Below are 26,079 nucleotides of genomic sequence, written 5' to 3'. Positions count from 1 at the left end.
TCTCGACGCGAACCGGTACCCGCTTCGCTGACAAGCTCTAGGCTGCCTAGGCCTGGAGCCCGCCGACGAGCATGTACTTGATCTCGACGAACTCATCCATGCCGTGCAGCGAGCCCTCGCGGCCGAGCCCGGATTCCTTGACGCCGCCGAAGGGTGCGACCTCGGTGCCGAGAATGGCGGAGTTGATGCCGACCATGCCGTATTCGAGCTCCTCGGCGACGCGGAAGGCGCGGCCGAGATCCTTCGAATAGAAATAGGCGGCAAGGCCGAAGGGCGTGTCGTTCGCCATCCGCACCACTTCCTCCTCGGTCGAGAAGCGGTAGACCGGCGCGACCGGGCCAAAGGTCTCCTCGTTCGTCACCAGCATTTTCGTCGTGACGCCCGAGAGCACGGTCGGCTCGAAGAAGGTGCGGCCAAGCGCGTGGCGATGGCCACCGACCACGACCTTGGCGCCATTCGCGACAGCGTCCGCGACATGACGCTCGACCTTCTCGATGGCGCGCTCGTTGATCAGCGGGCCCTGCACCACGCCGACCTCGGCGCCGTTGCCGACCTTCATCTTCGCGACCTCGCCGGCGAACTTGGCGACGAAATCATCATGGATGCCGTCCTGCACGAAGAGCCGGTTGGTGCAGACACAGGTCTGGCCCATGTTGCGGTACTTGGCGATGATCGCGCCCTGCACGGCCGCGTCGAGATCGGCATCGTCGAAGACGATGAAGGGGGCATTGCCGCCGAGCTCGAGCCCGACCTTCTTCACGGTCGAGGCCGCCTGCTGCATCAGCAGCTTGCCGACCGGGGTCGAGCCGGTGAAGCCGACGAAGCGCACCGCCGGATGCGTGGTCATGACCTTGCCGACTGCGACCGCATCGCCAGTGACGATATTGAGCACCCCGGCCGGGAAGCCGGCGCGGACGGCAAGCTCCATCAGGGCGAGCGCGGTGAGCGGGGTATCGGGCGCGGGCTTGACCACGAAGGTGCAGCCGGCGGCGAGGCCAGGCGCGCATTTACGGGTGATCATCGCGGCCGGGAAGTTCCAGGGCGTGATCGCGGCGCAGACGCCGACCGGCTGCTTCTGCACGATGATGCGTGAGTTCGGGAAGGGCGAGGGGATGGTCTCGCCATAGATGCGCTTGGCTTCCTCGGCGTAGAACTCGACGAAGGAGGCGGCATAGGCGACCTCGCCGCGGGCCTCGCTGAGCGGCTTGCCCTGCTCGGCCGTCATGATCTGCGCGATGTCCTCCTGGTTCGCCATGATCAGCTCGAACCATTTGCGCAGGATCGCCGAGCGCTCCTTGGCGCTCTTCTTCGCCCAAGGCTTGAAGGCGCGCGAGGCCGCCTCGACCGCCGCGGTGGTCTCCTCCGTGCCGAAGCGCGGCACTTTTGCCAGGGTCTCGCCGGTCGCAGGATTGTCGACTGCGTCCGTGCCGTCGCCGATCCAGCCGCCGTCGACATGGCATTGCGATTTCAGCAGCGAGGGGTCGTTGAGCTTCAGCATGGTCAGGTCTCTCATATCGTCACGCCGCCAGGGGCAGTCTTCTGTCATCCGGCTGACGAGAAGAATCAATCCGTTCTGGCGGGTGTATTCGAGGACGCTTTTCGTCGCAGCCGCGTTTGGGAACGCCCAGGGGACGTGACATCAGCAGACGCGGATTTGTTGAGCGGGTCGGTGCGCTCGGATCGATGTGGACTTCAGCGGCTTGGAGGTACCCGGGCGAGGTCGTTTCTGGCGGACGAAACCTGCGAGTCGATCTCGCATTCGCCTAGGAAGACCGTGCCGCTTGCGTTGGGGTCAAGCTCGGCGTCGTTGCCTCGAACTGAGCGAAGGCTTGCTCAGCCATGCCTTCGCGTAGGCCGCTGCGCCAAAGGGCGGACACGATATAGGCAAGCCGCTCGCGCGCGCCCGGGGCGCTCAGCGGATCATGGCCGTGTCGCTCGACAACCATGGCCCAGGCCCGTTCGAGCGATTCTTCCAGCAGCCCCAAGTCTTCCGGTGTCGCAAAGCTGAACGGCATTTCGGCTCCTCCGCGGGGAGGATAACCCAAGGTTATCACCCCGCAAGCAGCAATGGTGATGACCTGTCGGCGCGGCGCCGTCGGCGGGGGCCCCGCGCTGGAGCGCAGGGCCCGGGCATGGATTATTCGATCACCTGGATGATCTTGCGGGTCTTCGGCTCCACGATCACGGTCCGATCGTTGACGACGGTGTAGCGATAGCCCTTCGTGCCGAACTCAGCGGGCACCTCGCGATAGGTCACGCCCGCTTCGGGAAGGACGGCGCCGACGCGCACCTCCTCGCGGTAGCGATACGAGGGCACCTCATGCTCGGAGACATAGGTCCTGAAGCGCGGGGTCTGGTCACCGATGATCGCGCCGGCAACTGCGCCACCCACGCCGCCGACCACGGCTCCCACCGGGCCGCCGACCACGGCACCCCCGACCGCACCGGCCGTGCCACCGCTCACCGCGCCACCCCGAGCGCCCTCGGGATTCTGGGCGAACGCCACCATCGGAGTCATCACGACGGCAGCTGCAAGCAAGATCTTCCTCATCAATCCGATCTTCAGTTTGCCCCCAGACGGACAGCAAACTTAGAATCCTTGTAAACAGTTCCCGGAACTCCCTCCCAATCTCGTGGGTTGAATGCCTCGGGGGAGAGATGGGGAAATTCCAATGAAATGGTTCGCACTCTGCGGCGCCATCGCCGTCGCGACCGTAGCGGGTGAGCTCTCGACTCAGGCCGGTTCGGCTTCCCCGATCAAGGGAATGTCATACCCGAGCGCGAGTTTCGGCCGGATTCTTCCGGCGAGGCTTCTCAACGCGATCCGTATCGGCGGAAGCCCGTATCCGGCCGTGGAGCAGGTCGAAACAGTCTCGAGCCGGCCGCCCACGCGCCGTGTCGTTCACATCATAGGAAGCGCGTTCGAATGATCTGTACCGCTGGCCGGCGGGGTGAACATGTCCTGGCAAGGTAGGATTCCAGGCATCCATCGCGACCGCATCATTTTGGCTCATCAGAAGGCCTGGCAAGAGATCGAGGCGAGAGCCCCGATCGGTGCCCTGAACTATCAGGCGGAGAACGATCGGCTCGGCTATATTCTGGCGGAGCTTTGGCAAGCCCAGGTGCCGGACAGCGAGCTCGTGGCATCGGCCATCAGGCGCTTCGATGCCGCTGGGCCGAGCAAGATAAAGCCCGATAAGCCAGGGTAGTTCGGGAACCGAGCTGGCAATGAGGCCGGCATGGAGTCGTTCCGGCGTCAGGAAGGCATCAGCCAGGTGATGGGGCGAAGGAACCTGGCGCCAAAGGCTTGGTTGAGGAAACAGACCTCAGGGCCTTGCAATGATCGTTCGTCCTCCTCCGCCTCAGCTCACGATTGCGAGTCCCGAAGAATATGACCGGGCAAGGGATCAACTCGCTCAACTCGACCACGCAAAACGCGGCTCGGTCGAAGAGGCTATTCGGGTCGGATTGATAACGGCGATCAAGGCCTGGAGAGCCCGGCAGGAGGGCGTACGCAAGTCGCGCCCCGACCCCAACTGACGAGGCAGCAGCGCTCCGAGTCCCCATGTCACGCCATTCGCGGCGCCGGCGGAACGCTGGCCTTGAGGGAAGCTGTGCCGACCCGGTGCACTACGGTCTGGCCGCTTCCAGCTTGCCGGGTTTTTCAGCTTCGGACTTTGCCACAGGTTCCTGGTCGACGGGGAAGAACGCTCGCAGGCGCCTGTCTCGAAGCCAGAGTCCGCCCCACATGAAAAGCCCCAGGTACATGCCGAAGAGGACATGGCTGAAGAGCGGGCTTCCGACCCTGAGCTGCGTCGCCATCGCGCCGCCCAGGAGGGCCGTCATCAGCACGGCCCCAAGAAAGCCGGTGCGGGGGATGAGATAAAGCGCGAGACATCCCAGTTCCATCAAGCCAATCGTGAAGGCATAGCCTGGGGGCCAGCCAAGCTGCGCCATGGTCTCTTCGGCAACCGGTAGACCGAGCAATTTGGGCGAGATGGACGCACCCAGCATGAAGAGCGCAAATAGCCATGTCAGGGCGCGACTCGCCCAAAGCGTCGCTTGCGTGTTCATTTTGTTCTCCTTTGAAGATCAAGGATGCGCTCACGCTCTTTGGCGCGGCCAATCATCGTGACCGGCATGACTTCGCTCGGCCTGCTGACTGGATTCCGTGGGCCGGTCCAGCCACTCGGTGACGAAGTTGCCGCTGGCGTGGATATCGATCATCTCGAGATGCTCGCTCTTGCTGGTGAACCGATGCGGAACTCCTGCCGGAACGACGACGACCGCTCCCGCCGAGGCTTCGAAGCTCGATATCCCGTCCGAGAAGACGACCGTGCCCCGACGAATGATGAAGGTCTCGGAATAGGGATGGCGGTGCAGTTCCGGTCCTTCGCCGGGACGGTCGATCCGGGTGAAGATGATCGACACCTCCGAGCCGAACTCGGCACCCTCGAACTCACCTCGCCCGGACGCCTGATCCCGCGTCCATGTGATGTGCCTGGCTGTCATCGTCGCCTCCATTTGCCGGGAGGACGCTAGCGAGTACGATGAAATGCAGGTAGTAACAAATATGAAACGCCGGATTTCATGACCGAGCGACTTGACTGGAATGACCTTCGCCTCGTCCTCGCCGTGGCACGATCGGGTTCGTTCGCAGGGGCGGCAACGCAACTCAGGGTGAGCACGCCGACAGTCTTCCGCCACGCCAAGGCCATGGAAGAGCGTTTGGGGACGCTGGTCTTCAGACGCGACAATACGGGGGTGTCGCTCACCCCGGCCGGAAGGGAGGCTGCCGCGCTCGCCGAACGGATCGAGGAGGACATCGCCACGCTGGAAGCCAGGGTCGGCAACGAGGATTCAGAAGCAGCCGGATCGATCCGCTTCGCCACCGTCGACACGTTGATCGCCGGACCGCTGATGCCGGTGATCGCCCGCTTCCGGCAGGACTACCCTGCGATCCGGCTCGATCTACGCTCGGGCGTCGGCATGGCGGATCTGCGCCAGCGAGAGGTCGATGCCGCGCTGCGAGCCGGTGGTGAACCTCCCGAGAGTCTCGTCGGACGGAAGCTGTGCCGGATTGCCGTGGCCGTCTATGGCGCGACGACCATGGCGGGCGCCGATGCCAATGGATTTGATCGCCATCCCTGGGTGGCTCCGGACGAGGAGCTCAGCCATCTGGCGTCCGCGCGCTGGCTGAAGGACCGCGGGTATTGGCTGCGCGCGACCCTCTTCGCAAACAGCTTGCACACGCTGGCCCTGGCCGTCGCAAGCGGAATCGGCCTTGGCGTCCTGCCCTGCTATCTCGCCGATCGCGATCCTCGCCTGGTGCGCCTGGGAGCACCAATCGACGAGCTATCGAGCGACCTCTGGTTCCTCACGCATAGCGAGCTCCGTCACACCGCCCGACTGCGGAGGTTGTCGGATTTCCTGGCGCGGGAGTTCCATGCCCTGAGGCCGTTGTTCCATGGCGAAACGACCCGATGACAGGTTGCTTGCTGGAGACGGCTGCCTGGCGAAGTAGCGCGCACACCGGAGCCTAACGGGGCTCGTTCATCAGATTAAGATAGGTCGGGTCGAAATCGGAAAGCTCCGCGAGAGCGTCGAAGTCATGGATCGTGATGGTCGAGCCCTTCCAATCGATCAGCCCGGTGCGACGTAGCGCCTGCAACGTCCGGTTCACCTGAACGAGCGACATGCCGAGCACATCCGCAAGCTGTGATTGCGTGATCGGAAAGTCGAATGAATGGCGGGGCGCGAGGCCGACCGCGTTGAGCCGCATGCTGAGCTCGCAGATCAGGTGGCCAAGATGGTGCAAGGGTTTGCGGCGGCCGATGCAAGCGATCCAGGCCCGCTGAATGGCGCCGTCAACCACGGTGGAAAGCCAAAAGAGCCGGCTGAGATGCGGTGCTGCCTCCGATATCCGGACCAATTCGGCATGCGGGACATAGGCGGCGTGGGCCTCGGTCAGCGCGACCACGCTATGATCCATGAGCTTCAGCAATAGGGCATGCAGATCGACGAAATCGCCGGGGATGTGAATTGCGGTGATCTGGCGCGAGCCGTCCTTGAGCAGGACTTCTCGTCCGGTAAAGCCGCTGAGAACCAGGCAGCTTTCATTCGGCCTGGAGTTCTCGCTGACGAGGTCTTCGCCCCGCCTGAACGTTTTAAACCGCATCGTCAGGCTAGCGACGAGCTCACGCTCGGCGGTGCTGACGCGATCCCGGCACTGCAAGTAGCGGAGCAGGGCTTCGACGGCGATGACGTGATCGTCGCGTGTTTCGTTCATGGTAATCGAACGTGACCGTCTGTGGCCGGTTCCCTTTGCCGATGGGGGCGATCACCTCGTCCTACCTGTCGAGCATTGCTGAAATCTCGCGCGCAAGGGCCGACACCTTGTGCTCGGCAGCGAGAAAGGGTTCCAGCGGCACCTCCTCCCCAGGCCGCATGGCTTCGAGCAGGCGAAGCGCCTCAGTCGCGTCGTCCACCGCGGCACGAAGGCTCGCGTAAAGCTGATGCAAGGATGCGATCTGGCCGGGGCATGGCGCTGAACTCATGCTTCATGATGCCGTGTGCTTCGCGCGCAAACCACATCAATTGACACAGGTTACCTGCCCGGACCGCGCTATTCATGAGTCCGAATTTCCATCGGAAGGAACGGCAATGCGGGACGTAGCCCGACCAGAGGCCCCGATCGTGGTCCTCCAGACGCCGAAGGACTATCAGCTCGCCGTCAAGCGCGCCCGCGAGCTTTCCGATGCGCATATAAGAAGCCCCGGCTATCTCGAGCTCGTCGCGCTGCGTGCGGCTGTCACGCGCTGGGAGAGCCAGCACCATCTTTCGCCGCACGGTTAGGGCAAAAGAATGGGACCGATCTGCGTGACGATAACGAACGATGACGAGCGCAGGACCGCGATCGCGCAGCGTTGCTGTTCGGCTGCACCGTCGACAGCGACGAAGAGCGCGAGCTCGATATGCTTACCGAGGCGATCGCCCTTTACGATATTGAGATCAGAGAGCCGGGGGCGTTCACCGGTCGGCGAAGCGAGCCATTAGAGCATTTTCGAGCGAAGTGGACACCGGTTCGCGTGAAGAAAATGCGTTAAAGCAAATAGATAGAGAGTTTCGGCGATTCGAGGAAACGCGGAAATGCTCTAGGTCTGTGGCTGGCTCTCCATGGCCGGGGAGCCGCGCGACGGTGCCGTCCCTGACGCAGCTCGCGATCGAGAGCGATGGCGCTGCGCCGATTCCAATGAAGGCGCCTGGCGACGGTTAGTTCAGTTCTGTCGGGGGAGGCACAGTAGCAAGCAGCCCCCTGTTCAAGGCGTCTGGATCGCTTGAATTAAGGCCTCACCCTCCAGGTCGCCGGCGATAATCCGAAACTCCTCGACACGGCGTGGCAGTCGCAGTTTGCCAAACAGCGTTATCGCCTCCCAGGCGATTTCGTAGGCTTCGCAAACGTCAAGGAACTCCGGGGTCGCGGCCTTCCGCAATTCGGCGCGCCATGCAGGCATGCGAAGCATGAGGCGGCTTCGCCCTCGATCCTCGGCTGACTTCATCCGGCTGCTCCGAGCGTGGCGGGCAGTGCATGGCGACCCGCACCTACGCATTCGACGGGACAATTGCGGTCGCGGTGACAGAGGAAGCCGCCGGTCAGGCGGCTTCCTCTGTCACCGCCAGGAGCCGGCCCGTCACAGCCAGGTAGCGGTCGCTGTAGTGGACGACGGCGAGCACCACGGTCGCTTCATCCTCGCATTGCAGGGTCAGCTTGTGACTAAATTCGCCAGGGTCGAAGCAGGATGTGTCGCAGCGAAGATAGCCTGTGCGGCTATCGTCGTAATCGCTGCCGAATTGGTATTCGACCGCAATCCCGCGCCCGTCGCGCAGGATCAGCCGACCTTTGCCGATGTTCATAGTGTCTCTCCGCTTGGCGGCGTCGAACTGCGCCGCACGCGGTCATTTCCAGACGCGGTGTGGAGACAACTGCCGCGACAGGAGGCGCTATCGTCACGCAATTAGCAAGCACAATCGGAGTGAGTAACCAGCGGAACGGAGCGGTTTGACCCATTGTGACGAGGCCATCCCGAGAGCGCCGCCCGGTCCATCTGCCGTCATTGCCTCTCCGGGCGCGGCGCTTGCAGATCGGTCGGGCTCTTGGGCTGATCCCGCTCGTCGATGCGACCGGACAGTTCCTCCCGCAAACTGTCCGCGTGATACAGGTTGAAGCCCACGAATATCGCCATGATCATCAATCCGACGATCATGGCGGCGAGCAGTGCGGCCTTGCCGGCGCCGGGAGGCGGGCGGGTCCCGGCATGGTTTACCTTCGCTTGGCCAATCCTCGCTCGACCGCGTCCAGCCGCATTTCGAAGGCTGCCGGCGGCGTCTAAACAGGGACGCGTCCGTCGGGGGTGTACTTGTCCACGGCCTCAGGGAGTTGCCTCGAGAGCCGTGCCACGATTTCCTCACGCGTCAGGCCCGTCTGAGCCGTGATCCGATCGATGATATCTGGACCGATGGCCTGCTCCAGGTCCTGGCTCTCGATCTTCTGGTTGGGCCCGGTCCGGACCCAGGAATCGGCCGCATCGCCACGGCCGCTCTGCTTGAAGCGGTCGATGATCTCCTGGATGCCGTTGCCGAGAAGCCCGCCAATGCCACCGGCAGTCGCCGTCTGCGAACCGTGCAAGACGCGATCAAGGCCTGCGGGCGCATCCTGTGGCGATTGGCCTTTCTGCATCCCACCGAACCATTCGGCGAGCTTGTCGCGATTTTGATAGCCCGCGACCGCCAGAAGCCCAAGCAAGGCCGTCATCGACGGAAAACCATTGTCGCTACCCATGACCCATCTCCTTCTTCAACCAGAGCATTTCCGCGTTTCACCGAATCGCACAGATTCTCTATCCCTTTGATTTAACAGCCTGATTGGTGGAATCCGCCTCTCAATCATCGATAGAGAACGCATGGTCCGCTCTGATCGCCGCGCGATCAGAGCGGCGCGCGGTCTAGGCGCTGCGACGACTGATCATTGACCACACGACGAGCACAATGACCGCGCCAACAACCGCGCCGATCAAGCCGGCTCCCTCGCCAGGGCTGTAGAAACCCATCGCCTGGCCCAGATAGGTGGCTACGATTGCGCCTATGATGCCGAGAATCGTGGTCAGGACGAAGCCCGAAGGCTCGTTCGAGCCCGGCATCACGAACTTGGCGATAACGCCTGCGACGAAGCCGATGATGATTGTCCAGATGAAGCCCATGGATCCCCTCCAGCGATTCACGGCTGGTCCAAGCGCGGCAGCCTTCCGACAACTACCGCGAAGCGAAGAAGGTTCCCGCGGGCTGTGCGGGCAATTCATTTGCCTTGCTGGCGATAGCGGCGGCGCCCGGTTTATTGGCCGGGGTCACTGGTCGGCCGCATATGGCGAAAGGGGACGCGACGGGCCTTTGTCCAGGTCTTTCGGCATGAAAGGCCGGTGCTGGCCGCCCTTGCGGCCGGCCTCGGAAACCTGTCCGGCAAGCCGAGAATGATCTGCCGCGCTTCGTCGGAAAGGGGGAAAATCTTGGAAAGCTTGGGCACGAGCGCGGACGTCGGTGGCGCGATCCTGGGTGCCATGCGGCATTCCGAACCTCGCCGGCGGAAGCTCGCGTCTCTCCTAGCCACCGGCGCCTGTGAATATTGACCGGTGATAAAGGAAAGCCCTGACGCGGGTTGGATGGTTCCCCGTGGTTGATCTCAGCGAGGGCGGGGCGAAAAAACGTGCTCGGCCGGATCTTGACCGTCCGTGCACCAACCACCGGTCAGCACCATCGTTGCGCAATAGAGGGAACGTCCGTCGTGATCGCGGACGCGGACGACGAACTCACGACGATCACCATTGGGAATACGGTCTGCGGCCATGTCAGGAAGGCCCGCCAATGCAGCCCGGCGGGCGGCCTCGGGGTCGGGAAGATCCAAACCCTCCTCATCGAGGAACGGTGTCTCGCCATCCGAGGAATCAATGAAAAAGCGCGCCATGAAGCTTCAATTCACTGCATTGCGGACGGTTCCGACAGTCACTCGAACTCTTCGCGCTAACGGTCACCTTGGTATCGCAGGTTAGCGACATGCCCTGGTGAGCGGCCAGCTTATTTGCGTTGGCGCTTTACCGATATGCCAGGGCAACGGGATCATCTTGCCGCAGTACCCCTCGGATCCTGGTTGGAGAAGCAACCCTTGGAAGGGCCGTCGCCGCAAGGAACCTGGCCTGCCGGCCGCGGTTAAGCCAATGAAACAGCGTCGGGAAAGGCCATAGCCGCGCTCGTTCAAAGAGGCGATCAGCGTGCGCACTCCAGGACTTTTGAAGGAACTGACACTTGCGGCCGTCATCGGGCTGGCGGCCTCATTCATCGCAGCCAATGTCGAAACTCTCACGGGCCGATCGCGACAGCGGGGCCGAATGAACAGGGGCGGGATTGCTCGTCCGGGCGCAAGCGCGTCCTTGCCGACCGAAATTCCCGCCGCCGGATGGCGCGATATTGCCTGGCGCACCTATGCTGAAGTCAGCAGAGATCGGGTGCTGGCCGTCGCCGCGGGCGTGACGTTCTATGGCCTGCTCGCGCTTTTTCCCGCCGTCACCGCTTTTGTGTCGCTCTATGGGTTGATCGCCGATCCGGGGACTGTCGCAGATCAGCTCGCGGCTGCCGAAGGCCTGCTGCCTGGCGGCGCCATCGAGGTTGTTCGTGACCAGATCAGCCGGATTGCGACCGGGGACGAGACAAAGCTCGGATTTGCGTTCCTGCTCAGCCTGGCTTTATCGGCGTGGAGTGCGAATGCGGGGGTCAAAGCGATCTTCGATGCGCTCAACGTCGCATATGGCGAGGATGAAAAGCGCAGCTTCGTTCGCCTGAACCTGATCTCGCTCAGCTTCACCGTGGCGATCCTGCTCTTCGCGATCCTGGCGATTGGCGCGATCGCCGCGATCCCTGTGGTTCTCGATTACTTCTATCTTGGAGCGGCGACCGAATGGCTGCTCTGGCTCGGCCGCTGGCCCGTGCTGATCCTGGTGATGATGCTCGGCCTTTCGGCGCTCTATCGCTTTGGACCAAGCCGGGACAACGCGCAGTGGACATGGGTCAGTCCCGGCGCACTCGTCGCCGGCATCGCGTGGCTGCTCGGATCGGTCCTGTTCTCCTGGTACGTCGCCAGCTTCGAGGACTACAACAAGACCTACGGCACGCTCGGCGCGGTTATCGCCCTGCTGATGTGGATGTGGCTCTCGGCGACCATTATCCTGGTCGGGGCGGAATTGAATTCCGAGGCCGAGCGTCAGACCTTTCGGGACACCACGCAAGGGCCGCCCCAGCCGATCGGCCTTCGTGGCGCGGATGCCGCCGACAACAAGGCGTGAGGCGCCGCGCCATTGCAGGTGGCTGCGACGCTCCAACAAGGCAGAACGGGCACCGCTACTAATTTCCCGATGGCCAGGCGGTCAAAATGATCGATGAGCGCTGCTTCGCGTTGTCCGACGGCACGATCATCTCACGCGAGGAATAGCGGCGCCCGAGGTCCTATCCAGACGTGAGATCGATCCAGGCCGGCGCGTGGTCGCTGGCTCCGGCTCGCCCGCGCACGGCACGATCGACGCCCGCCGCCTGCAGTCGAGGCGCTAGTTGGGGGCTGAGCAGCAGGTGGTCAAGGCGGAGACCGGCATTGCGTTCCCAGCGATGCCGCATGTAGTGCCAGAATGTGTAGATGCGCTCGTCGGGATTGAGCGTTCGCAATGCGTCGCTCCAACCCTGGTCGACGAGGCGGCGATAGGCTGCGCGGCTTTCGGGCTGGATCAGCGCATCGTCATCCCATGACGTGGTCGGATAAATATCGAGCTCGGTGGGGGCGACATTATAGTCGCCCGCCAGGACAACCGGCACATCGGCCGCGAGCAGGCTCGCCGAATGCGCGCGCAAGCGCTCGAACCAGGCAAGCTTGTACTCGAATTTCGGACCCGGTTGCGGATTTCCATTCGGCAGGTAGATCGACGCGATCAGGATCCCGTTCACCGCTGCCTCGATGTAGCGCGCTTGCCGGTCGGTCGGGTCGCCCGGAAGCTCGGTCCTTGTCAGGATTGGCGCGGCGTCCTTCGCGAGAATGGCGACGCCGTTCCAGGTCTTCTGACCATGCCAGACCGAGCCGTAGCCTGCTGCCTCTAGCTCGGCGTCGGGGAAATCCTTGTCGGTCGCCTTCAGCTCCTGCAAGCAGACGACATCCGGCCTCGTCTCGGCGAGCCAGGCAATCAGATTGCCCAGCCGCTTGCGGACATTATTGATGTTGAAGGTCGCAATCCTGAAGCCATTCCGGCGCAACCGTGGCCTGGGCATGCCGGCCCCCTTTCCTGGCAAGCAGCAGGTGATGGCGGAGAGGGTGCGATGGAGTGCGAGTATCCCTCACGCCAATGGATGGCATTGCGGTCCGACTTGCTCGGGCTCGCTATTGGTTTGTCGATGATCGCGCGCCGCAAACGACGGCGGTTAACAGGGGCGGGGTCCGCAGCCGCGAAATCAGCAGGCCCGACGGAATAGTAACGGCGCTGGGACATCGGCCGTTTGCAATGCGATGTCCGATAATCAGTCCGGCGATGTGAACGAGGGCTGCCAACAGGATTTTCCTTGCCGCGTGCTCAACTTAACCGTGGCGACCGAACCGGGTTCCGATGCGCGGATCAGGTGCTGCGTTTCGCCGTGCGGGTTGCCGCGGCCTTCTCGGCCGATCGGGCCTTGCGCCGCTCCGCGCGCAGCTCACGCAGGCTCGGCTGCCACCAGCCGCGGGCGATGTCATGGGCGTCAGGTTCGGTGCGTGCCGGCCAGGTGCGGACCAGTTCGTCGAGCGAGGGGGAGCGCCAGTCGATCCAGATCCGCTCACCGTCCGCGGCGAGGCCGGGATAGTGCGTTGAAGCTGGTTCCGGCTGCGCGAGCTCCCCGTCCGTGCCGATGGGCACGATGGCGCCCCAAGACGTCATGACCACCCGGCCGAATGGTGGCAGGTCCGACAAAGGCGCCGGAAAGCGCTTGCGCCGGCGCTCGGCCGCGCGCTGCCGGTACTGGTCGTATTCCGGCGAGGCCTTGAGCTCGTCCTGGCGGCGCCGGCGCGCGGCCGGCTCCGCTCTCCGTGCGGCTGCTTCAATGCTCAGCCAGCGCTCGCGCAGTCGTTCGACTGAGCGGAATGGCACATGCCAGACCCGGAGGTCGGGATCCCACGCGGCCCAGGGAATGGCACGAAGCTCTTCGATGACGGTCCTGGAGAACGGCGTCCGCACGAGCAGGTCGCCAGCGGCTTCGAGATAGGGGCTCTCGATCGGCTCGAAATCAAAGGCATCTCGCCCACGCTGGTCGGCCAGCGCAAGCGAGGACGGAATATGGTCCCGAAGCCAGGCGGCGATCCGTCGGTCGGCGGTCTTGCCCGGGACGAACCAGCACGCGGTCTCATCTTGCCACCGTGCCCGCGGAAATGTCTCGCGGAAGCGCTCGACCAGAACGGCATCGAACGGAAAAGCGACTGTCGCACCCTCGCCATCATCGCTTCGGCGAGGCTCGTTCAATTCCAGACCTGCTGCCCCGCTTTGTGCCTCGCGCGCCATCTTCGCTTCTCAGCCCGCGACCTTCGGAACCAAGCCGTCGGCCCTTGAGTAAGTGGGGTGCGCCGACGCTCGGCGAGGCTCAGGAGTTCGGAACCGTGGGTCGCTTTCGCCTCGATCGCCATCCGCTGTCGAGTTTCGTTCTGCTCTACGTCTTCATGTACGCGGCGTTCGGCGTGGCGTCACCCTTCTGGCCGCTCTTCTTCGAAGAGCGCGGGGTCGGGCCTGAGCAACTTGGCCTGCTGCTGGCGCTAGGGACGGCGGTTCGCCTCGTTTCGGGGCCGCTGGCAGGCTGGATGGCGGATCGGCTCGGTGCGCGGCGCGCGGTTCTCGTAGTCTGCATCGCCATGTCCGGCACTGCCGCGCTCGGCCTGCTGCTGCCGGGAGGCTTTCCAGCGCTGCTGCTGGCGAGCCTTTGCCAGGCAGCGGTGCTGGCGCCGGTCACGACGCTGGCGGATGCGCTGGCGACGCGCCAGGGCGACGCAACCGCCATGGCGGGCCGCTTCGAATACGGATGGGTGCGTGGTGCCGGCTCGGCGGCCTTCGTCGTCGGGACGCTGATCGCGGGACAGGTCGTGAGCGCGGTGGGGCTCACATCGATCATTCTTCTGCATGCCGGGCTGCTCGCCGGCGCGACTCTTGTGGCTTCACTGTCCATCAGCGCGGCGGTCGACCACGCGGCCGTGACGGAACACAAGGCGTCGCCGTTGAAAGGCTTGATCGCGCTGCTGCACGTCCCGCTCTTTCGGCGATTGCTGCTCGTCGCGGCGCTGATCCTCGGCAGCCATGCCATGCATGACGCTTTTGCCGTCATCCGCTGGAACGCGGCCGGCATCGGCCCGGTCATGGTGAGTTTTCTCTGGTCACTGTCGGTCGCAGCCGAGGTGATCGTATTCTTCCTGATCGGGCCGCCCCTGGTCGCACGCGCCGGCCCGGCCGGGGCTGCGGCCATCGCTGCGGTGGCGGGTGTGCTCCGCTGGTCCGTCATGGCGCTCAGCACCGATCCGCTTGCGCTCGCGCTGGTGCAGCCACTGCATGGCCTCACCTTTGCGCTGCTGCATCTCGGCTGCATGCGGCTGATGATCGAGATCGTGCCCGCGCGGCTGGCTGCGACAGGACAGGCGATCTACGCATTTGTCGCCGCGGCGGTGACGGCGCTGCTGACGCTCGCGGCAGGCGCGCTCTACGCACGCTTCGGTGCCGCAGCCTTCTTCGCGATGGCCGGCCTGTGCGCCGCTGCCCTGCCCTTGACGCGAGGTCTTCGCCTGCGCGCAGCAGGGCAGGGACAAGCTGCGATCTCCGGCTGAGCACGCTGCTGCAATCGGGCTTTCTGTTCCATCTGCTCGACGCCGGTCGGACCTGCACCGGTCGACTGCGAAATCATCCTTGGGCGGCGAGGCACCACTGAACTCCAGCGCCGTCTCCCGCGTTTGTCGAGTTCGCGAAGCGGCACGGGGACAACCTGGTAGTCGAAGGAACAGTCGAAATGAGGATCGCTCAGGTCGCTCCGTTGGCGGAGGCAGTCCCTCCGAAACTCTACGGTGGAACCGAAAGAGTGGTGTCGTGGCTCACGGAAGAGCTCGTGCGCCAAGGGCAGGACGTCACCCTGTTCGCGAGCGGCGATTCCCGCAGCAACGCCAGGCTTGTGCCTGTCGTACCGCAAGCGCTGCGGCTCTCCGGCATCCGCGATCACATCGCCAGCACCCTGGTGATGCTGGACGAGGTGCGACGGCGCGCCGATGAGTTCGACATCATCCATTTCCACGTCGATATGCTGCAGTTCCCGATGTTCGAGGAGATTTTCTTCAAGTGCGTCACAACAATGCACGGGCGCCTCGATCTGCCTGACTTTCATCCAATCCATCAGGTCTTCCCGGGCATGCCGCTGGTCTCGATTTCCGATCATCAGCGCCTGCCAATGCCTCCCGTGAACTGGGCGTCCACGATCCACCACGGTCTTCCCAGGGACCTTTACAGGTTCGGAAGCGGTGCCGGCGGTTATCTCGCCTTTCTCGGCCGTATCGCGCCTGAGAAGCGGCCGGACCGTGCCATCGAGATCGCCAAGCGCAGCGGAATACCGTTGAAGATCGCGGCGAAGGTCGATGCCGTCGACCGCGACTATTTCGCCACCACGATCGAGCCGTTGCTCGATCACCCGCTGATCGATTTCATCGGCGAGATCGATGACGCAAGGAAGGGTGACTTTCTCGCAGGCGCCTCCGCCTTGCTCTTTCCGATCGACTGGCCGGAGCCCTTTGGCCTCGTCATGATCGAGGCCATGGCGAGCGGGACGCCCGTCATCGCCTGGCGCGAGGGCTCCGTTCCCGAGGTGATCGACCACGGCGTTTCCGGCCTGATCGTATCCTCGCTGGAGGAAGCGGTGGAGGCGGTCGGACGGATCGACCGACTGGACCGAAGGGCCGTGCGCGATCGCTTCGAACGGCGCTTCACGGTCTCGCGCATGGCGGCCGATTACGTCGAGACCTTCGAGAGATTGCTGCACCAGCGTCGCAGCCAGCCCGCGCCGGAACGGCTTCTGTCCACGGTCGTGCCGCCGGCCTACCATGAGGCAGCCGGTCTGATGCCAGGTGGGGGCGAGAACCAGCCGCACTCGGCCTAAACCAGGATATGTGCCATGCCGGAGAACATCCGCGCGTTTGCGCGACCGACACCTGAGCCGAACGGACCGAACCTATGGTCCGAATACGAGATCGAGGCCAGGACCTCGCTGACCGATCACGTCCTGCGCAATCTCAAGCACGGCGACGCGTTCGCCGTGCTTGACGCGCATGGCGACCTTGGCACGCTGAGCGACACGGCGGAGGGGCTCTATTATCGCGATACCCGCTTCTTGTCGCATCTGGAGCTCCGCGTGGAGGGCAAGCGGCCGTTGCTGCTGAGCTCGTCGGTGCACGAGGACAAGGCAGCGCTCTCGGTCGAGCTCACCAATCCGGATCTTCGCCTCGGCGACGAGCGGATGGCGCGAGACACGATCTTCCTGCACCGAACCAAATTCCTGTGGCGGGCGGTCTGCTACGAGCGCATCAGCATCAGGAACTACGGTCCGGTACCGCGCCGGTTGCGCATCGACATTCTGTTCGGGGCCGACTTCCACGACATGTTCGAGGTGCGGGGCACGCAGCGCCTGCGGCGCGGCACGAGCACGGTCGAAGTGACCGGTCCCGATCGGGTCGAGTACCGCTATCTCGGTCTCGATCGTATCGAACGCAAGACGGTGCTTCAGATGAGCCCGGAGCCGATCGCGCTCGACCCCCACCGCATGACGGTCGAGGTCATGCTCGGGCCGTATGAGCAAAGCTCGGTATTCCTCACGATCGCTTGCATCGACGGCGCCGTGAAAGCGTTGCCGCCGGTGAATTTCTTCGCTGCCTATCGCGATACGCGGCGCGCGCACCGCACGGCGACCGCGCAGATCGCGACGGTCTCGACGTCGAACCAGGCGTTCAACGACATGCTCTGCCGGGCGACGTCGGACGTCTATACGCTGCTCACCTGGGGCCAGTACGGCCCCTATCCCTATGCCGGCATCCCGTGGTTCAACACCACGTTCGGCCGGGACGGCATCATCACCGCGCTGTTGATGCTCTGGATCGATCCCGCGATCGCGCGCGGGGTCCTGCGCACGCTCGCCGCCACCCAGGCTCAGGCCGTGGATCCGGAGGCCGATGCCCAGCCGGGCAAGATCCTGCACGAGATGCGGCATGGCGAAATGGCGCGGCTGCGCGAGGTCCCCTTCGGACGCTACTACGGCACGATCGATGCCACTCCGCTCTTCATCATGCTGGCCGGCCATTACCTTCATCGCACCGGCGACCTCGAGACCATCCGGGCGATATGGCCGAATATCTGCGCGGCGCTGCGTTGGATCGACGACTATGGCGACCGCGATGGCGATGGCTTCGTCGAATATGCGAGGGCCCGTGCGAGCGGGCTGGCCAACCAGGGCTGGAAGGATTCGCACGACGCGATCTTCCATGCCGACAACGCGGACCCGGTCGGACCGATCGCGCTATGTGAGGTGCAGGCCTACGTCTATGCGGCCAAGCTGCAGGCCTCCTTCATGGCGCGCAGGCTCGGTCAGCCCGATCTGGCCTCGGCCTTGGCTGATGAGGCCGAGCGCCTGCGCTGCAATTTCGAGCGCGCATTCTGGAGCGAGGAATTGGGGACCTATGCGCTGGCGCTCGATGGCGAGAAGCGGCCCTGCCTCGTGCCGGCGTCCAATGCCGGCCATACGCTGTTTGCCGGCATCGCCGCCCCGGATCGCGCGGCCCGGGTCGCGGCGAACCTGCTCACGCCCGATGCCTTCAGCGGCTGGGGCATCCGCACCCTCCCGGCCGGGCAGCCCCGCTACAACCCGATGTCCTACCATAACGGCTCGGTATGGCCGCATGACAACGCGCTGATCGCCCTGGGGCTTGGCCGCTATGGCCTCAAAGCAGAAGCGAGCCGGGTCTTCTCGGCCATCTTCGACGCCGGCAGGCATCAGGACATGTCACGCCTGCCGGAGCTGTTTTGCGGGTTCAACCGGCGGCCGCATCGGGCACCGACGCCTTATCCGGTTGCCTGCGCGCCGCAGGCCTGGTCGGCGGCCACGGTCTTCGGCCTGCTCGGCGCGTGCCTGGGGCTCGAGCTCCATCATGAGCAGGATGAAATCCGGTTCCACGAGCCGGTGATGCCGGAATTTCTCGACGAGGTCGTGATCCGCAATCTGCGCCTTGGCACTTCATCGGCCGATGTGAGGCTGCATCGCTACGGTTTCGATGTCACCGCCAATGTTCTTTCGCGGCACGGCAGCGCAAGAATTCTGATCTCGAAATAGAGCATTCTCGAGCGAAGTGAGTTCCGGTTCGCGTGAAGAAAATCCATTAAAGCAAAGGGCTAGAGAATTTTCGCGGGAAACGCGGAAATACTCTAGCCTGAGCGGCGCGCTCCACGGCCGAACCCGGGAGACGTCAGATGGAGCGGCCGCGTAGCCGCAAAACTAGAGGGCGACTTCGCCCTCTTCCTCCCCATCCCAGTAATGGATCCGGGATCCGTGCACCTTGAGGAGGACGATGCCGGGTGTCTCGATTCCCTGGGGGAACCATCGCTCGAGATCATCGACCCAGTGTTCCTCCAAGGCGAGCCGGTCGCGGGTGAGGCTGGCTTTTCCCTCTATGCCGATGAAAACCCCGGGTTTGCCGAGCAGACTCTTATCGCCCGAAAAGGTCAGTCCGACCTGATCGGCGGCCTCGATGTCGCGCACGAAACGAGCGTCGTCATAGGCGAAAAACCACGAGTCACCATCGTACTCGACATCGCGATTATTGCTCATCGGACGGCTCGAGAGCTTGCCGCCCTCCGTGACCGTCGTGAGCATACAGAAATCGATATCCTTCATCTTCTCAGCGATGTCGCCGAGGCTGAACTTTCCCATTGTGGCTCCTCCTGCCGGTTCGCCGTCGTGCTGTGGCGAACGAACGGTCGGAAGCCGAGACAGGTTCCTTGGGCAGCCCAGCGACAGCTTGCCGATCTGTCGGGCGCGATGATCTGCAGGCTTCGTTCTTGGCGGCCTCGTCGCGCATACGGCCAATCGGCCGGTCGACATCACCGGCGGGAGTTTAGGGCCCGATCCCGTTTCAGGCAGAGTCGAACCATGCCTACGCTGCAACAATCTGAACGACAGCTGATCGCCGCCGTTTCGATATGAGCGAACTCGCGGGCGATTGCCGCGAATCAGGCGCCTCGAGAATTGAGGGGGGCCAAGCCGATGGCCGCGGAAGATCAGCGGATTAACAGAGCCGGGCGGCCGGCTCAAAGCCGGATACACGAGTGGGTACGCACCCCACTCACCCGGTCCGACAAGCGTATGATTTGGCTACGCTTCTAATTCCACCGAGAACTTGGTGGAGCTGAGGGGATTCGAACCCCTGACCTCTGCAGTGCGATTGCAGCGCTCTCCCATCTGAGCTACAGCCCCGAAGCGCTGGCCTTCTAGGCCCTGCGTCGCGTGAATGTCAATCGCTTCCGTCAACGCTTTCGCCTCCAAATCGGGGGTGTTCGGCAAAGACGGCCCGGCGGTCGCGCGCCACCGGACTTTGACGACAAGAGGGATGTCGATGCGCGCCGTTCTGGATGTGGTGATGTTGGCCCTGCAGATCTATGTCTGGATCCTGATCGCCTCCGCCGTTTTGAGCTGGCTGATCGCCTTCAACGTCCTCAACACCCGCAACCAGTTCGTCTCCACCGTCTGGGACATGCTCTACCGGATGACCGAGCCGGCGCTGCGGCCGATCCGCGAGCGGCTGCCCAATCTCGGCGGCATCGACATCTCGCCGATCATCCTGCTGCTGCTGATCTTCTTCATCCAGAGCGTGATCGTCCGCTATATCTACCCCAACGTCTTCTGAGCTCGCATGGCGGCGTGGACGACCACGCCGGAAGGCCTGCGCCTCGCGATCAGGCTGACGCCGCGCGGCGGTCGCGATGCGCTCGATGGGATCGAGGCGCTGGCTGACGGCCGAGAGGTGCTGAAAGCGAGAGTGCGGGCCGCGCCGAGCGAGGGCGAGGCCAACGCGGCGCTCATCGCGCTGATCGCGAAACTGCTCAACGTCGCGCGCTCGCATGTCGAGCTTGCCGCCGGAGCCACGGCGCGGCTGAAGATCGTCGCGGTTTCGGGGGATGGCGAGATCCTGCTGGCGCGCCTGCGGCAGCTGCTGCCGGCACTGTGATTGTTGCGCTGCGGCAAGAAGAGACTTGACGAGAGTGCCCGGTTGGGTGTCCCTCTCGCGATCATGGACACGCCGATACCCCCCTTTCCCGAACGGCTGACCGAAGGCTACCGCGCTTTCCTCGACGACCGTTTCATCCGCGAGAAGAGCCGTTACGAAGAACTGGCCGAGAGCGGGCAGACGCCGAAGATCATGCTGATCGGCTGCTGCGACTCGCGCGTCTCGCCGGAGGTGATCTTCGACGCGAGCCCGGGCGAGATGTTCGTCATCCGCAACGTGGCCAGCCTGATTCCGACTTTTTCGCCGGATGACCAGCTGCACGGCACCTCGGCCGCGCTCGAGTACGGCGTGCAGGCGCTCAAGGTCGAGCATATCGTCGTGCTCGGCCATGGCCGCTGCGGCGGCATCCGCGCCTTCGCCGACGATGCACAGGGGCCGCTCTCGCCGGGCGACTTCATTGGCAAGTGGATCACCCTGGTCGAGCCGGCGGCGCGGCGCACCGGCGGGCGCGGCCGGCATGAAAGCCTGGACGGCTATGTCGAGCGGCTGGCCCTCGCCTCGATCCAGCAATCCCTGGAAAATCTCAGGACCTTCCCCTGCATCAAGATTCTTGAGGAAAAGGGCCGGCTTCACCTGCATGGCGCCTATTTTGCGGTTGCAACCGGGGTGCTGATGCTGCTCGATCCGCAGACAGGGCAGTTCATTCCGGCGGTCGGCGAGATGCCGAAAAAGGTCCAGATGATCCGCGCGAGCGAAGTAGAATAGAGGCTGTGACGGCCCCGGTTTCGGTCGGGGAATTTGGGTGCAATAAAATAGCTGCCGCCCCGATGACGGCGGGGTCGGCTTACGCTAGATTGCGTTCTCCCGGTCACTGCACTTTGAAGCTTCCATGTTCGATCGCCGTAAGCCTCCTGCCGCCCAGCCCTTCGTCAGCCACGAGAATATCGAAGCCAAGGTGAAGTGGTTCGATCCCGAGAAGGGATTCGGATTCGCGTCGCCCGCCGATGGTTCGGGCGACGTTTTCCTCCATGTTTCGGCCATCGGACCGCTCGATCCGCAGGATCTGCAGCCCGGTGCGACCATCATCGCCGATCTCGGCGAGGGACGGCGCGGCCTTCAGGTCGTGGCCGTGCACGAGATCGACGCCTCGACCGCAGCTCCGGCCGCTCCGCGCAGCGAGCGCGGCCCGCGCCCGTTCTCGCCGCGTCCCCCCCGTGACGATTTCGGCGGCGGCGGATATGGCGGTGGCGGCGGCTATGGCGGCGGCGGTGGCTATAGCGACCGCGGCGATCGTGGCGGCTTCGGCAGCCGCGACAGCGGGCCGATGGAAGGTCCGTTCGACGGTGCCGTGAAGTTCTTCAATTCCGATCGCGGCTTCGGCTTCATTGCGCCGGACAAGGGCGGGCCGGACGTCTTCCTGCATGTCTCGTCGCTGAGCCGCAGCGGCCTGCAGCCGCCGATGGACGGGCAGCGCGTGCGCTTCTCGATCCGCGCGGGCAAGAAAGGTCCTGAGGCGGCTAACGTCAGCTTCATCTGACGTCCGCATCGGTCCAGCATTCTACCAGGACGCCCCGGCGCCCGGCCAGATGGCCGCGTGCCGGGGCGTTTTGTTTTGGAGCATTTTCGAGCGAAGCGGACACCGGTTCGCGTGAAGAAAATGCGGCTCTAGACGCGATCCAGCTGGCGATGCGGTTCCGGCGGCAAGGCGATCGTGATTGCGTCGCCCGGGCGGATCTCGCCGCCCGTCAGCACGACGCCCATGATGCCGGCCTTGCGGATCAGGCTGCCATCCGCGCCGCGGCCGAGCACGGCCTTGAGCAGGCCGGGACGAAAGGCTTCGATCTGGCCACAAGGGTTGCGCAGGCCGGTGATCTCGATCTCGGCATCCCCGCCGAGCTTCAGCCGCGCGCCGACCGGCAGGCCGAGCAGGTCGATGCCGCGCGTGGTGACGTTCTCGCCCATCTGGCCGGGTGCGAGCTCGAAGCCGGAAGTGTTGAGCTCGTCGAGCAGTTCCTCGTGGATGAGGTGAACCTGGCGCAGGTTGGGCTGCGTCGGGTCGACGGCGACGCGTGAGCGGTGCTTCACCGTGACGCCGCAATGGGCGTCACCTTCGACCCCGAGTCCGGCGACGAGGCGAATGCTGTCCTGCCGCGGCTTGCTGAAGGCATGGCCAGCATCAAGGGCAACGGCGGTCACGCGAGGGCCCATGCGTCTCTCCGTCTGGTCAGTCGCGGGCTATGTGAGACATGCTGCTGGCACTGACGAGCGGCGCAGGCGCCGCATACGAAAAAGCCGGACCTGCGAGGCAGGTCCGGCTCGATGATTCAGCCGCTCTGGCGGATCAGTGATCTTCCTCGAGATGGCCGACATGCTTCTGGGTGTAGAGCTCCAGACCGATGCGCTCGATCAGGTCGAGCTGGGTCTCGAGGAAGTCGATATGGCCTTCCTCATCCTTCATCAGGGCGCGGAAAAGCTCCTCGGACGGATAGTCATGCACCTCGCGGCAATAGGTGGCGGCTTCCTGATAGAGGGCGCGAGCCTCCTGCTCGGCCTTGAGATCGCACTCGACGATCTCCTTGACGTTCTCGCCGATGCGCAGAGCGTCGAGGGTCTGCAGGTTCGGGAAGCCTTCGAGGAAAAGGATGCGGTCGACGAAACGGTCGGCATGGACCATCTCCTCGATCGATTCCTTCTTCCAGGTCTTGGCCATCTCCTTCAGGCCCCAGTTGTCCAGCATGCGATAGTGCAGCCAGTACTGGTTGATGGCGGTGAGCTCGGAGCGCAGCCCCTTGTTGAGATATTCGATGACCTTCTTGTCACCCTTCATGGCCGCTCTCCCAAATCACACATTAGAATGATCCTAATGTAGAAGGAGCCGCGACAGATTGGAAGGGCAAGTTTGCGTGCCTGGCGCTTTTTACCGCTCAGGCGGCGTCGCGCTCGTCGGCGATGACGAGTCCGTCCATCATCCGGTTGACCGAGACATGCACGGCGCACTCGATCTCGCGGTCGGCGCAGGAATGGCACTGGCTGGCGCAGGCGGCGCGCGCCTCGGCGAGGATGGCACGCACCTGGCGGGCGCAGCGTCCGCAATCCGGGCTGCAGCCGAGGCAATCATAGGCCTGGCCAGCCGTCTGCGGTCCGGAACCATCGGGAGCGATGGTCCCCTTGATCTGACTGCAGGACAGGACGTTGCAGGAACAGACGATCACGCGTGATGGCCCGCCGCAACCTTGGTGACGACCTCCTCGCCATCGGCCCGGCGCAGGCGGACGATGACCTCGACCGAGGAGATCATCATGCCCTCGGGCGCAACCGGCAGGCCGGAGACCTGAATCTCGGAGCCCGGGATGTCGACGACGGTCTCGTCATCCTCATTGTAGAAATGGTGATGCTCGGAGACGTTGGTGTCGAAGAAGGTCTTGGGGCCGGAGACCGAGACCTGGCGCAGCAGGCCGGCCTCGGAGAATTGGCGCAGGGTGTTGTAGACGGTCGCGAGCGAAAGCGGCTCGCGGGCGCGCAGCGCCTCCTCATAGAGCATCTCGGCGCTGACATGGCGGTCGCCCTTGGCGAAGAGCAGCCAGCCGAGCGCCATGCGCTGACGGGTCGGACGCAGGCCCGCATTGCGCAGCCGGGTCTTCACGGCGCTGATCGGGCAGGAGGCAGGGCTTTTCTGCGGCCACGGAATCTGATCCGCCGCCGCGCGCGCAACCCCAAGGTCCTTCACCGTCGAAACGCCCATCGCAATGCCTTCCACTCGCGCCCCGTATAGAGGCTCGTAGTTTAGAAAACATCTAAACTACTGATATTGCTATCATATTTGTCTGAATCCGGCGCCGGAGTCAATTGCGAGCCGGCTGCGACATCTCGCACCAGGTCGGCCAAGGCATCGTCGAATCTCGCAAAATCGGAGATTTTCGACGGCATTCTTGCCGATTCAGAGAGAATGCTATGCAATCGAGGAGGGTCGGCGCGTACTCTATCGATCGTTTTGAGGCGGCTTCACCGATCAGGTTCTAGTGCCCGCCTCCGCCACCTGCGGGAGCCGCGGCCGGCGGCTTGCGCATGAACAGCGAAAGCACGACCAGGCTGGCGAAGATCAGCGTGAGCGCCAGGAAGACGTCGCCGAAAGCCATGACCAGCGCCTCGCGCTTTGCGAGCACGTTGATCTGGGCGAGCGCCATTGCCTGGGCGTCCGCGCCGTAATTGCTGAACATCTCGGTCATCGCAGTGATGCGTTCCTCCGCCACCTGCCGGCCGGCGGCGACGGCCTCGTGCAGACGGCCGATATGCAGGTCGGTGCGGGTGTTGAGCATGGTGTTGATCACGGCGAGGCCGACCGCGCCGCCGAGATTGCGGGTCAGGTTGTAGAGGCCGGACGCGTTCTTGAGCTGGGCCGGCGGCAAGGTGCCGAGGGCGAGGTTGTTGATCGGCACCATGCAGAGCATCAGCGAGCAGCCGCGCAGGATCTGCGGGACCAGGAGTTCGTAGAAGTCCCAGTCCTTGGTGATGAAGGAGGCGATATAGGTGCCGAGCGCGAAGCCGCCGAAGCCGATCATCATCATCACGCGCGGGTCGAGCTTGGTCGAGAGCCGCCCGGCGATCGGCGCGGTGAAGAACATGCACAAGCCAGTGACGAACATGGTCTCGCCGATCATCAGCGCATCATAGCCGCGAATGCGCCCGAGATAGACCGGATAGAGATAGGTCAGGCCGTAGAGGCCGATGCCCATGCAGAAGCTGAACAGCGAACCGAAGGCGAAGTTGCGGTTCCTGAAGGCGTAGAGATCGACCAGCGGGTCGTCGCGCGTCAGCGCCCGCCAGAAGAACAGCACGGCGCCGGCGATCATCAGGCCGGTGAAGAGGATGATCTCTTCCGCCTGGAACCAGTCGAGCCGCGTGCCTTCCTCAAGCACATATTCCATGCTGCCGAGGAAGGCGGCCATGCCGGCGAGGCCGAGCCAGTCGAAGCGCCTGAGCAGGCCGCGCTGCGGCTGGTCGAAGTCGATCAGCATCCAGGCGGCGATGGTGACGCCGATGCCGGGGATGACATTGACCAGAAAGAGCCAGTGCCAGGAGAAGGCGTGGCTGAGATAGCCGCCGACGGTCGGGCCGATGGTCGGCGCCAGCGTGGCGACGAGGCCGATCAGCGGCGAGACGATCGGGCGCTTCGATGCCGGGAAGATCGAGAAGGCCGCGGCGAAGACGCCGGGGATCATGCCGCCGCCGATGAAGCCCTGGATGGCGCGCCACAGGATCATCTCGTTGATCGAGGACGACATTGCGCAGAGCACGCTGGCGACCGTGAAGCCGGCGGCGGCGATGGTGAAGAAGACGCGGGTCGACAGCGCCCGGCTGAGATAGCCGGAGAGCGGGATCATGATCACTTCGGCGATCAGATAGGCAGTCTGCACCCAGGCGATCTCGTCGCTGGAGGCGGAGAGGCCGGCCTGGATCTCGGCGAGCGAGGCGGAGACGATCTGGATGTCAAGGATCGCCATGAACATGCCGAAGACCATGGCGATGAAGGCGAAGACGCGCCGCAGCGGCAACGCATCCGAGGCCGGCGGCGCTCCTGCAGCGCTCATGGTGGTGTCGGCCATCATGGCCTCCGTGGGGATGGATGCTCAGCCCTCAGCCTGAGGAGCGGGCGCAAGCCCGCGACTCGAAGGATGCTCAAGGGGGCGCTGGATCATCCTTCGGGACGGCGCTTGGGCGCCTCCTCAGGATGAGGGCCGAGA

The 26,079-nt window shown here is 64.1% G+C and carries 33 protein-coding genes and 1 tRNA gene; 12 read left to right on the top strand and 22 right to left on the bottom strand.

Features of this window, described 5'->3' with window-relative positions; all coding sequences use genetic code 11:
- Positions 1 to 46: 46 nt before the first annotated feature.
- The 3 genes from EV560_RS12370 to EV560_RS12360 form a co-directional block, all read right to left on the bottom strand.
- Positions 47 to 1,498 carry an NAD-dependent succinate-semialdehyde dehydrogenase gene (locus tag EV560_RS12370; RefSeq protein ID WP_131856231.1) on the bottom strand — a complete coding sequence of 484 codons (1,452 nt, stop codon included), beginning with the start codon at positions 1,496 to 1,498 and terminating at the stop codon, positions 47 to 49.
- Between the two features lie 265 nt (positions 1,499 to 1,763).
- Positions 1,764 to 2,015 carry a hypothetical protein gene (locus EV560_RS12365; protein ID WP_131856032.1) on the bottom strand — a complete coding sequence of 84 codons (252 nt, stop codon included), beginning with the start codon at positions 2,013 to 2,015 and terminating at the stop codon, positions 1,764 to 1,766.
- Between the two features lie 122 nt (positions 2,016 to 2,137).
- Entirely contained in the window at positions 2,138 to 2,554 is a 417-nt protein-coding gene (locus tag EV560_RS12360; RefSeq protein ID WP_248312013.1) for a DUF1236 domain-containing protein, read from the bottom strand.
- Between the two features lie 118 nt (positions 2,555 to 2,672).
- Between EV560_RS12360 and EV560_RS12355 the strand changes: the two genes are divergently transcribed.
- Both EV560_RS12355 and EV560_RS12350 read left to right on the top strand, forming a co-directional pair.
- Entirely contained in the window at positions 2,673 to 2,930 is a 258-nt protein-coding gene (locus tag EV560_RS12355) for a hypothetical protein (protein ID WP_131856030.1), read from the top strand.
- A gap of 21 nt (positions 2,931 to 2,951) precedes the next feature.
- A complete protein-coding gene (locus tag EV560_RS12350) occupies positions 2,952 to 3,209 on the top strand; it encodes a hypothetical protein (protein WP_131856029.1) in 258 nt (85 codons plus the stop codon).
- A gap of 421 nt (positions 3,210 to 3,630) precedes the next feature.
- Here EV560_RS12350 and EV560_RS12345 read toward each other — a convergent pair whose 3' ends face one another.
- Positions 3,631 to 4,074, bottom strand: a complete 444-nt coding sequence (locus EV560_RS12345) for a DoxX family protein (RefSeq protein WP_131856028.1) — start codon at positions 4,072 to 4,074, stop codon at positions 3,631 to 3,633.
- Positions 4,075 to 4,104: 30 nt separating this feature from the next.
- Positions 4,105 to 4,512, bottom strand: a complete 408-nt coding sequence (locus EV560_RS12340) for a cupin domain-containing protein (RefSeq protein WP_131856027.1) — start codon at positions 4,510 to 4,512, stop codon at positions 4,105 to 4,107.
- A 78-nt stretch (positions 4,513 to 4,590) separates the two neighbouring features.
- Between EV560_RS12340 and EV560_RS12335 the strand changes: the two genes are divergently transcribed.
- Positions 4,591 to 5,487, top strand: coding sequence for a LysR family transcriptional regulator (locus tag EV560_RS12335; protein ID WP_131856026.1), 897 nt, complete (start codon positions 4,591 to 4,593; stop codon positions 5,485 to 5,487).
- A 52-nt stretch (positions 5,488 to 5,539) separates the two neighbouring features.
- Here the strand turns inward: EV560_RS12335 and EV560_RS12330 are convergent, their stop codons facing one another.
- Both EV560_RS12330 and EV560_RS35750 read right to left on the bottom strand, forming a co-directional pair.
- Entirely contained in the window at positions 5,540 to 6,289 is a 750-nt protein-coding gene (locus EV560_RS12330; protein WP_131856025.1) for a Crp/Fnr family transcriptional regulator, read from the bottom strand.
- A 61-nt stretch (positions 6,290 to 6,350) separates the two neighbouring features.
- The gene (locus EV560_RS35750) at positions 6,351 to 6,521 is read right to left on the bottom strand and encodes a hypothetical protein (protein ID WP_165923430.1); all 171 of its coding nucleotides are present in this window, start codon (positions 6,519 to 6,521) and stop codon (positions 6,351 to 6,353) included.
- Positions 6,522 to 6,663: 142 nt separating this feature from the next.
- Between EV560_RS35750 and EV560_RS12325 the strand changes: the two genes are divergently transcribed.
- The gene (locus tag EV560_RS12325; protein ID WP_131856024.1) at positions 6,664 to 6,855 is read left to right on the top strand and encodes a hypothetical protein; all 192 of its coding nucleotides are present in this window, start codon (positions 6,664 to 6,666) and stop codon (positions 6,853 to 6,855) included.
- Positions 6,856 to 7,319: 464 nt separating this feature from the next.
- On the opposite strand, the gene EV560_RS12320 is transcribed toward EV560_RS12325, so the two are convergent.
- From EV560_RS12320 to EV560_RS12300, 6 genes are all read right to left on the bottom strand, one after another.
- Complete coding sequence (locus EV560_RS12320) at positions 7,320 to 7,559, bottom strand: hypothetical protein (RefSeq protein WP_131856023.1); 240 nt, start codon at positions 7,557 to 7,559, stop codon at positions 7,320 to 7,322.
- A 94-nt stretch (positions 7,560 to 7,653) separates the two neighbouring features.
- Positions 7,654 to 7,914, bottom strand: a complete 261-nt coding sequence (locus tag EV560_RS12315) for a hypothetical protein (protein WP_131856022.1) — start codon at positions 7,912 to 7,914, stop codon at positions 7,654 to 7,656.
- Between the two features lie 197 nt (positions 7,915 to 8,111).
- The gene (locus tag EV560_RS36695; RefSeq protein ID WP_282568853.1) at positions 8,112 to 8,243 is read right to left on the bottom strand and encodes a hypothetical protein; all 132 of its coding nucleotides are present in this window, start codon (positions 8,241 to 8,243) and stop codon (positions 8,112 to 8,114) included.
- 143 nt (positions 8,244 to 8,386) lie between these two features.
- A complete protein-coding gene (locus tag EV560_RS12310) occupies positions 8,387 to 8,839 on the bottom strand; it encodes a YidB family protein (RefSeq protein ID WP_248312012.1) in 453 nt (150 codons plus the stop codon).
- Positions 8,840 to 9,002: 163 nt separating this feature from the next.
- Entirely contained in the window at positions 9,003 to 9,257 is a 255-nt protein-coding gene (locus EV560_RS12305) for a GlsB/YeaQ/YmgE family stress response membrane protein (RefSeq protein ID WP_131856021.1), read from the bottom strand.
- A 476-nt stretch (positions 9,258 to 9,733) separates the two neighbouring features.
- Positions 9,734 to 10,015, bottom strand: coding sequence for a DUF6894 family protein (locus tag EV560_RS12300; RefSeq protein WP_131856020.1), 282 nt, complete (start codon positions 10,013 to 10,015; stop codon positions 9,734 to 9,736).
- 304 nt (positions 10,016 to 10,319) lie between these two features.
- Between EV560_RS12300 and EV560_RS12295 the strand changes: the two genes are divergently transcribed.
- A complete protein-coding gene (locus EV560_RS12295; RefSeq protein ID WP_248312011.1) occupies positions 10,320 to 11,387 on the top strand; it encodes a YihY/virulence factor BrkB family protein in 1,068 nt (355 codons plus the stop codon).
- A 160-nt stretch (positions 11,388 to 11,547) separates the two neighbouring features.
- On the opposite strand, the gene xth is transcribed toward EV560_RS12295, so the two are convergent.
- The gene (gene xth / locus EV560_RS12290) at positions 11,548 to 12,354 is read right to left on the bottom strand and encodes an exodeoxyribonuclease III (protein ID WP_131856018.1); all 807 of its coding nucleotides are present in this window, start codon (positions 12,352 to 12,354) and stop codon (positions 11,548 to 11,550) included.
- A 341-nt stretch (positions 12,355 to 12,695) separates the two neighbouring features.
- Positions 12,696 to 13,610 (bottom strand): hypothetical protein, encoded by a 915-nt coding sequence (locus tag EV560_RS12285; protein ID WP_248312010.1) that lies wholly within the window; start codon positions 13,608 to 13,610, stop codon positions 12,696 to 12,698.
- A 95-nt stretch (positions 13,611 to 13,705) separates the two neighbouring features.
- Here EV560_RS12285 and EV560_RS12280 point away from each other — a divergent pair, with 95 nt between their 5' ends.
- From EV560_RS12280 to EV560_RS12270, 3 genes are all read left to right on the top strand, one after another.
- Positions 13,706 to 14,914: an MFS transporter gene (locus EV560_RS12280; protein ID WP_248312009.1), complete on the top strand. Its 1,209-nt coding sequence runs from the start codon at positions 13,706 to 13,708 to the stop codon at positions 14,912 to 14,914.
- Positions 14,915 to 15,093: 179 nt separating this feature from the next.
- The gene (locus EV560_RS12275) at positions 15,094 to 16,227 is read left to right on the top strand and encodes a glycosyltransferase family 4 protein (RefSeq protein WP_131856016.1); all 1,134 of its coding nucleotides are present in this window, start codon (positions 15,094 to 15,096) and stop codon (positions 16,225 to 16,227) included.
- 15 nt (positions 16,228 to 16,242) lie between these two features.
- Positions 16,243 to 18,447, top strand: a complete 2,205-nt coding sequence (locus EV560_RS12270) for an amylo-alpha-1,6-glucosidase (RefSeq protein ID WP_131856015.1) — start codon at positions 16,243 to 16,245, stop codon at positions 18,445 to 18,447.
- 162 nt (positions 18,448 to 18,609) lie between these two features.
- Here EV560_RS12270 and EV560_RS12265 read toward each other — a convergent pair whose 3' ends face one another.
- Positions 18,610 to 19,044, bottom strand: a complete 435-nt coding sequence (locus tag EV560_RS12265; protein ID WP_131856014.1) for a pyridoxamine 5'-phosphate oxidase family protein — start codon at positions 19,042 to 19,044, stop codon at positions 18,610 to 18,612.
- 467 nt (positions 19,045 to 19,511) lie between these two features.
- Positions 19,512 to 19,587 (bottom strand) — tRNA-Ala (locus tag EV560_RS12260).
- A gap of 139 nt (positions 19,588 to 19,726) precedes the next feature.
- Here EV560_RS12260 and EV560_RS12255 point away from each other — a divergent pair.
- From EV560_RS12255 to EV560_RS36690, 4 genes are all read left to right on the top strand, one after another.
- Positions 19,727 to 20,017 carry a YggT family protein gene (locus EV560_RS12255; protein ID WP_131856013.1) on the top strand — a complete coding sequence of 97 codons (291 nt, stop codon included), beginning with the start codon at positions 19,727 to 19,729 and terminating at the stop codon, positions 20,015 to 20,017.
- A gap of 6 nt (positions 20,018 to 20,023) precedes the next feature.
- Positions 20,024 to 20,338, top strand: a complete 315-nt coding sequence (locus EV560_RS12250; RefSeq protein ID WP_131856012.1) for a DUF167 family protein — start codon at positions 20,024 to 20,026, stop codon at positions 20,336 to 20,338.
- A gap of 63 nt (positions 20,339 to 20,401) precedes the next feature.
- The gene (locus EV560_RS12245) at positions 20,402 to 21,103 is read left to right on the top strand and encodes a carbonic anhydrase (protein WP_131856228.1); all 702 of its coding nucleotides are present in this window, start codon (positions 20,402 to 20,404) and stop codon (positions 21,101 to 21,103) included.
- Between the two features lie 124 nt (positions 21,104 to 21,227).
- The gene (locus EV560_RS36690) at positions 21,228 to 21,875 is read left to right on the top strand and encodes a cold-shock protein (RefSeq protein WP_131856011.1); all 648 of its coding nucleotides are present in this window, start codon (positions 21,228 to 21,230) and stop codon (positions 21,873 to 21,875) included.
- 128 nt (positions 21,876 to 22,003) lie between these two features.
- On the opposite strand, the gene EV560_RS12235 is transcribed toward EV560_RS36690, so the two are convergent.
- From EV560_RS12235 to EV560_RS12215, 5 genes are all read right to left on the bottom strand, one after another.
- Positions 22,004 to 22,546 (bottom strand): MOSC domain-containing protein, encoded by a 543-nt coding sequence (locus EV560_RS12235; RefSeq protein WP_131856010.1) that lies wholly within the window; start codon positions 22,544 to 22,546, stop codon positions 22,004 to 22,006.
- A gap of 133 nt (positions 22,547 to 22,679) precedes the next feature.
- Positions 22,680 to 23,165 (bottom strand): bacterioferritin, encoded by a 486-nt coding sequence (gene bfr / locus EV560_RS12230; RefSeq protein ID WP_131856009.1) that lies wholly within the window; start codon positions 23,163 to 23,165, stop codon positions 22,680 to 22,682.
- A 97-nt stretch (positions 23,166 to 23,262) separates the two neighbouring features.
- Positions 23,263 to 23,550, bottom strand: a complete 288-nt coding sequence (locus EV560_RS12225) for a (2Fe-2S)-binding protein (RefSeq protein ID WP_207908004.1) — start codon at positions 23,548 to 23,550, stop codon at positions 23,263 to 23,265.
- The gene (gene irrA, locus EV560_RS12220; protein WP_131856008.1) at positions 23,547 to 24,080 is read right to left on the bottom strand and encodes an iron response transcriptional regulator IrrA; all 534 of its coding nucleotides are present in this window, start codon (positions 24,078 to 24,080) and stop codon (positions 23,547 to 23,549) included. Before irrA ends, EV560_RS12225 begins: the two co-directional genes overlap by 4 nt.
- A 274-nt stretch (positions 24,081 to 24,354) precedes the next feature.
- Positions 24,355 to 25,944, bottom strand: a complete 1,590-nt coding sequence (locus tag EV560_RS12215; protein ID WP_207908003.1) for a DHA2 family efflux MFS transporter permease subunit — start codon at positions 25,942 to 25,944, stop codon at positions 24,355 to 24,357.
- Between the last annotated feature and the right edge of the window lie 135 nt (positions 25,945 to 26,079).

It is taken from the genome of Allobosea sp. BK604, from assembly GCF_004341515.1.
Lineage (GTDB): Bacteria > Pseudomonadota > Alphaproteobacteria > Rhizobiales > Beijerinckiaceae > Allobosea.
This window is presented reverse-complemented; position numbering and strand designations above follow the sequence as displayed.

Bases quoted from the DNA above. Each gene is read 5' to 3' on its own strand.
- EV560_RS12370 (WP_131856231.1), bottom strand. From the start codon at position 1,498: ATGCTGAAGCTCAACGACCCCTCGCTGCTGAAATCGCAATGCCATGTC.
- EV560_RS12365 (WP_131856032.1), bottom strand. From the start codon at position 2,015: ATGCCGTTCAGCTTTGCGACACCGGAAGACTTGGGGCTGCTGGAAGAA.
- EV560_RS12355 (WP_131856030.1), top strand. From the start codon at position 2,673: ATGAAATGGTTCGCACTCTGCGGCGCCATCGCCGTCGCGACCGTAGCG.
- EV560_RS12345 (WP_131856028.1), bottom strand. From the start codon at position 4,074: ATGAACACGCAAGCGACGCTTTGGGCGAGTCGCGCCCTGACATGGCTA.
- EV560_RS12340 (WP_131856027.1), bottom strand. From the start codon at position 4,512: ATGACAGCCAGGCACATCACATGGACGCGGGATCAGGCGTCCGGGCGA.
- EV560_RS12335 (WP_131856026.1), top strand. From the start codon at position 4,591: ATGACCGAGCGACTTGACTGGAATGACCTTCGCCTCGTCCTCGCCGTG.
- EV560_RS12330 (WP_131856025.1), bottom strand. From the start codon at position 6,289: ATGAACGAAACACGCGACGATCACGTCATCGCCGTCGAAGCCCTGCTC.
- EV560_RS12325 (WP_131856024.1), top strand. From the start codon at position 6,664: ATGCGGGACGTAGCCCGACCAGAGGCCCCGATCGTGGTCCTCCAGACG.
- EV560_RS12320 (WP_131856023.1), bottom strand. From the start codon at position 7,559: ATGAAGTCAGCCGAGGATCGAGGGCGAAGCCGCCTCATGCTTCGCATG.
- EV560_RS12315 (WP_131856022.1), bottom strand. From the start codon at position 7,914: ATGAACATCGGCAAAGGTCGGCTGATCCTGCGCGACGGGCGCGGGATT.
- EV560_RS36695 (WP_282568853.1), bottom strand. From the start codon at position 8,243: ATGGCGATATTCGTGGGCTTCAACCTGTATCACGCGGACAGTTTGCGG.
- EV560_RS12310 (WP_248312012.1), bottom strand. From the start codon at position 8,839: ATGGGTAGCGACAATGGTTTTCCGTCGATGACGGCCTTGCTTGGGCTT.
- EV560_RS12305 (WP_131856021.1), bottom strand. From the start codon at position 9,257: ATGGGCTTCATCTGGACAATCATCATCGGCTTCGTCGCAGGCGTTATC.
- EV560_RS12300 (WP_131856020.1), bottom strand. From the start codon at position 10,015: ATGGCGCGCTTTTTCATTGATTCCTCGGATGGCGAGACACCGTTCCTC.
- xth (WP_131856018.1), bottom strand. From the start codon at position 12,354: ATGCCCAGGCCACGGTTGCGCCGGAATGGCTTCAGGATTGCGACCTTC.
- EV560_RS12285 (WP_248312010.1), bottom strand. From the start codon at position 13,610: ATGGCGCGCGAGGCACAAAGCGGGGCAGCAGGTCTGGAATTGAACGAG.
- EV560_RS12275 (WP_131856016.1), top strand. From the start codon at position 15,094: ATGAGGATCGCTCAGGTCGCTCCGTTGGCGGAGGCAGTCCCTCCGAAA.
- EV560_RS12270 (WP_131856015.1), top strand. From the start codon at position 16,243: ATGCCGGAGAACATCCGCGCGTTTGCGCGACCGACACCTGAGCCGAAC.
- EV560_RS12265 (WP_131856014.1), bottom strand. From the start codon at position 19,044: ATGGGAAAGTTCAGCCTCGGCGACATCGCTGAGAAGATGAAGGATATC.
- EV560_RS12255 (WP_131856013.1), top strand. From the start codon at position 19,727: ATGCGCGCCGTTCTGGATGTGGTGATGTTGGCCCTGCAGATCTATGTC.
- EV560_RS12250 (WP_131856012.1), top strand. From the start codon at position 20,024: ATGGCGGCGTGGACGACCACGCCGGAAGGCCTGCGCCTCGCGATCAGG.
- EV560_RS12245 (WP_131856228.1), top strand. From the start codon at position 20,402: ATGGACACGCCGATACCCCCCTTTCCCGAACGGCTGACCGAAGGCTAC.
- EV560_RS36690 (WP_131856011.1), top strand. From the start codon at position 21,228: ATGTTCGATCGCCGTAAGCCTCCTGCCGCCCAGCCCTTCGTCAGCCAC.
- EV560_RS12235 (WP_131856010.1), bottom strand. From the start codon at position 22,546: ATGGGCCCTCGCGTGACCGCCGTTGCCCTTGATGCTGGCCATGCCTTC.
- bfr (WP_131856009.1), bottom strand. From the start codon at position 23,165: ATGAAGGGTGACAAGAAGGTCATCGAATATCTCAACAAGGGGCTGCGC.
- irrA (WP_131856008.1), bottom strand. From the start codon at position 24,080: ATGGGCGTTTCGACGGTGAAGGACCTTGGGGTTGCGCGCGCGGCGGCG.
- EV560_RS12215 (WP_207908003.1), bottom strand. From the start codon at position 25,944: ATGATGGCCGACACCACCATGAGCGCTGCAGGAGCGCCGCCGGCCTCG.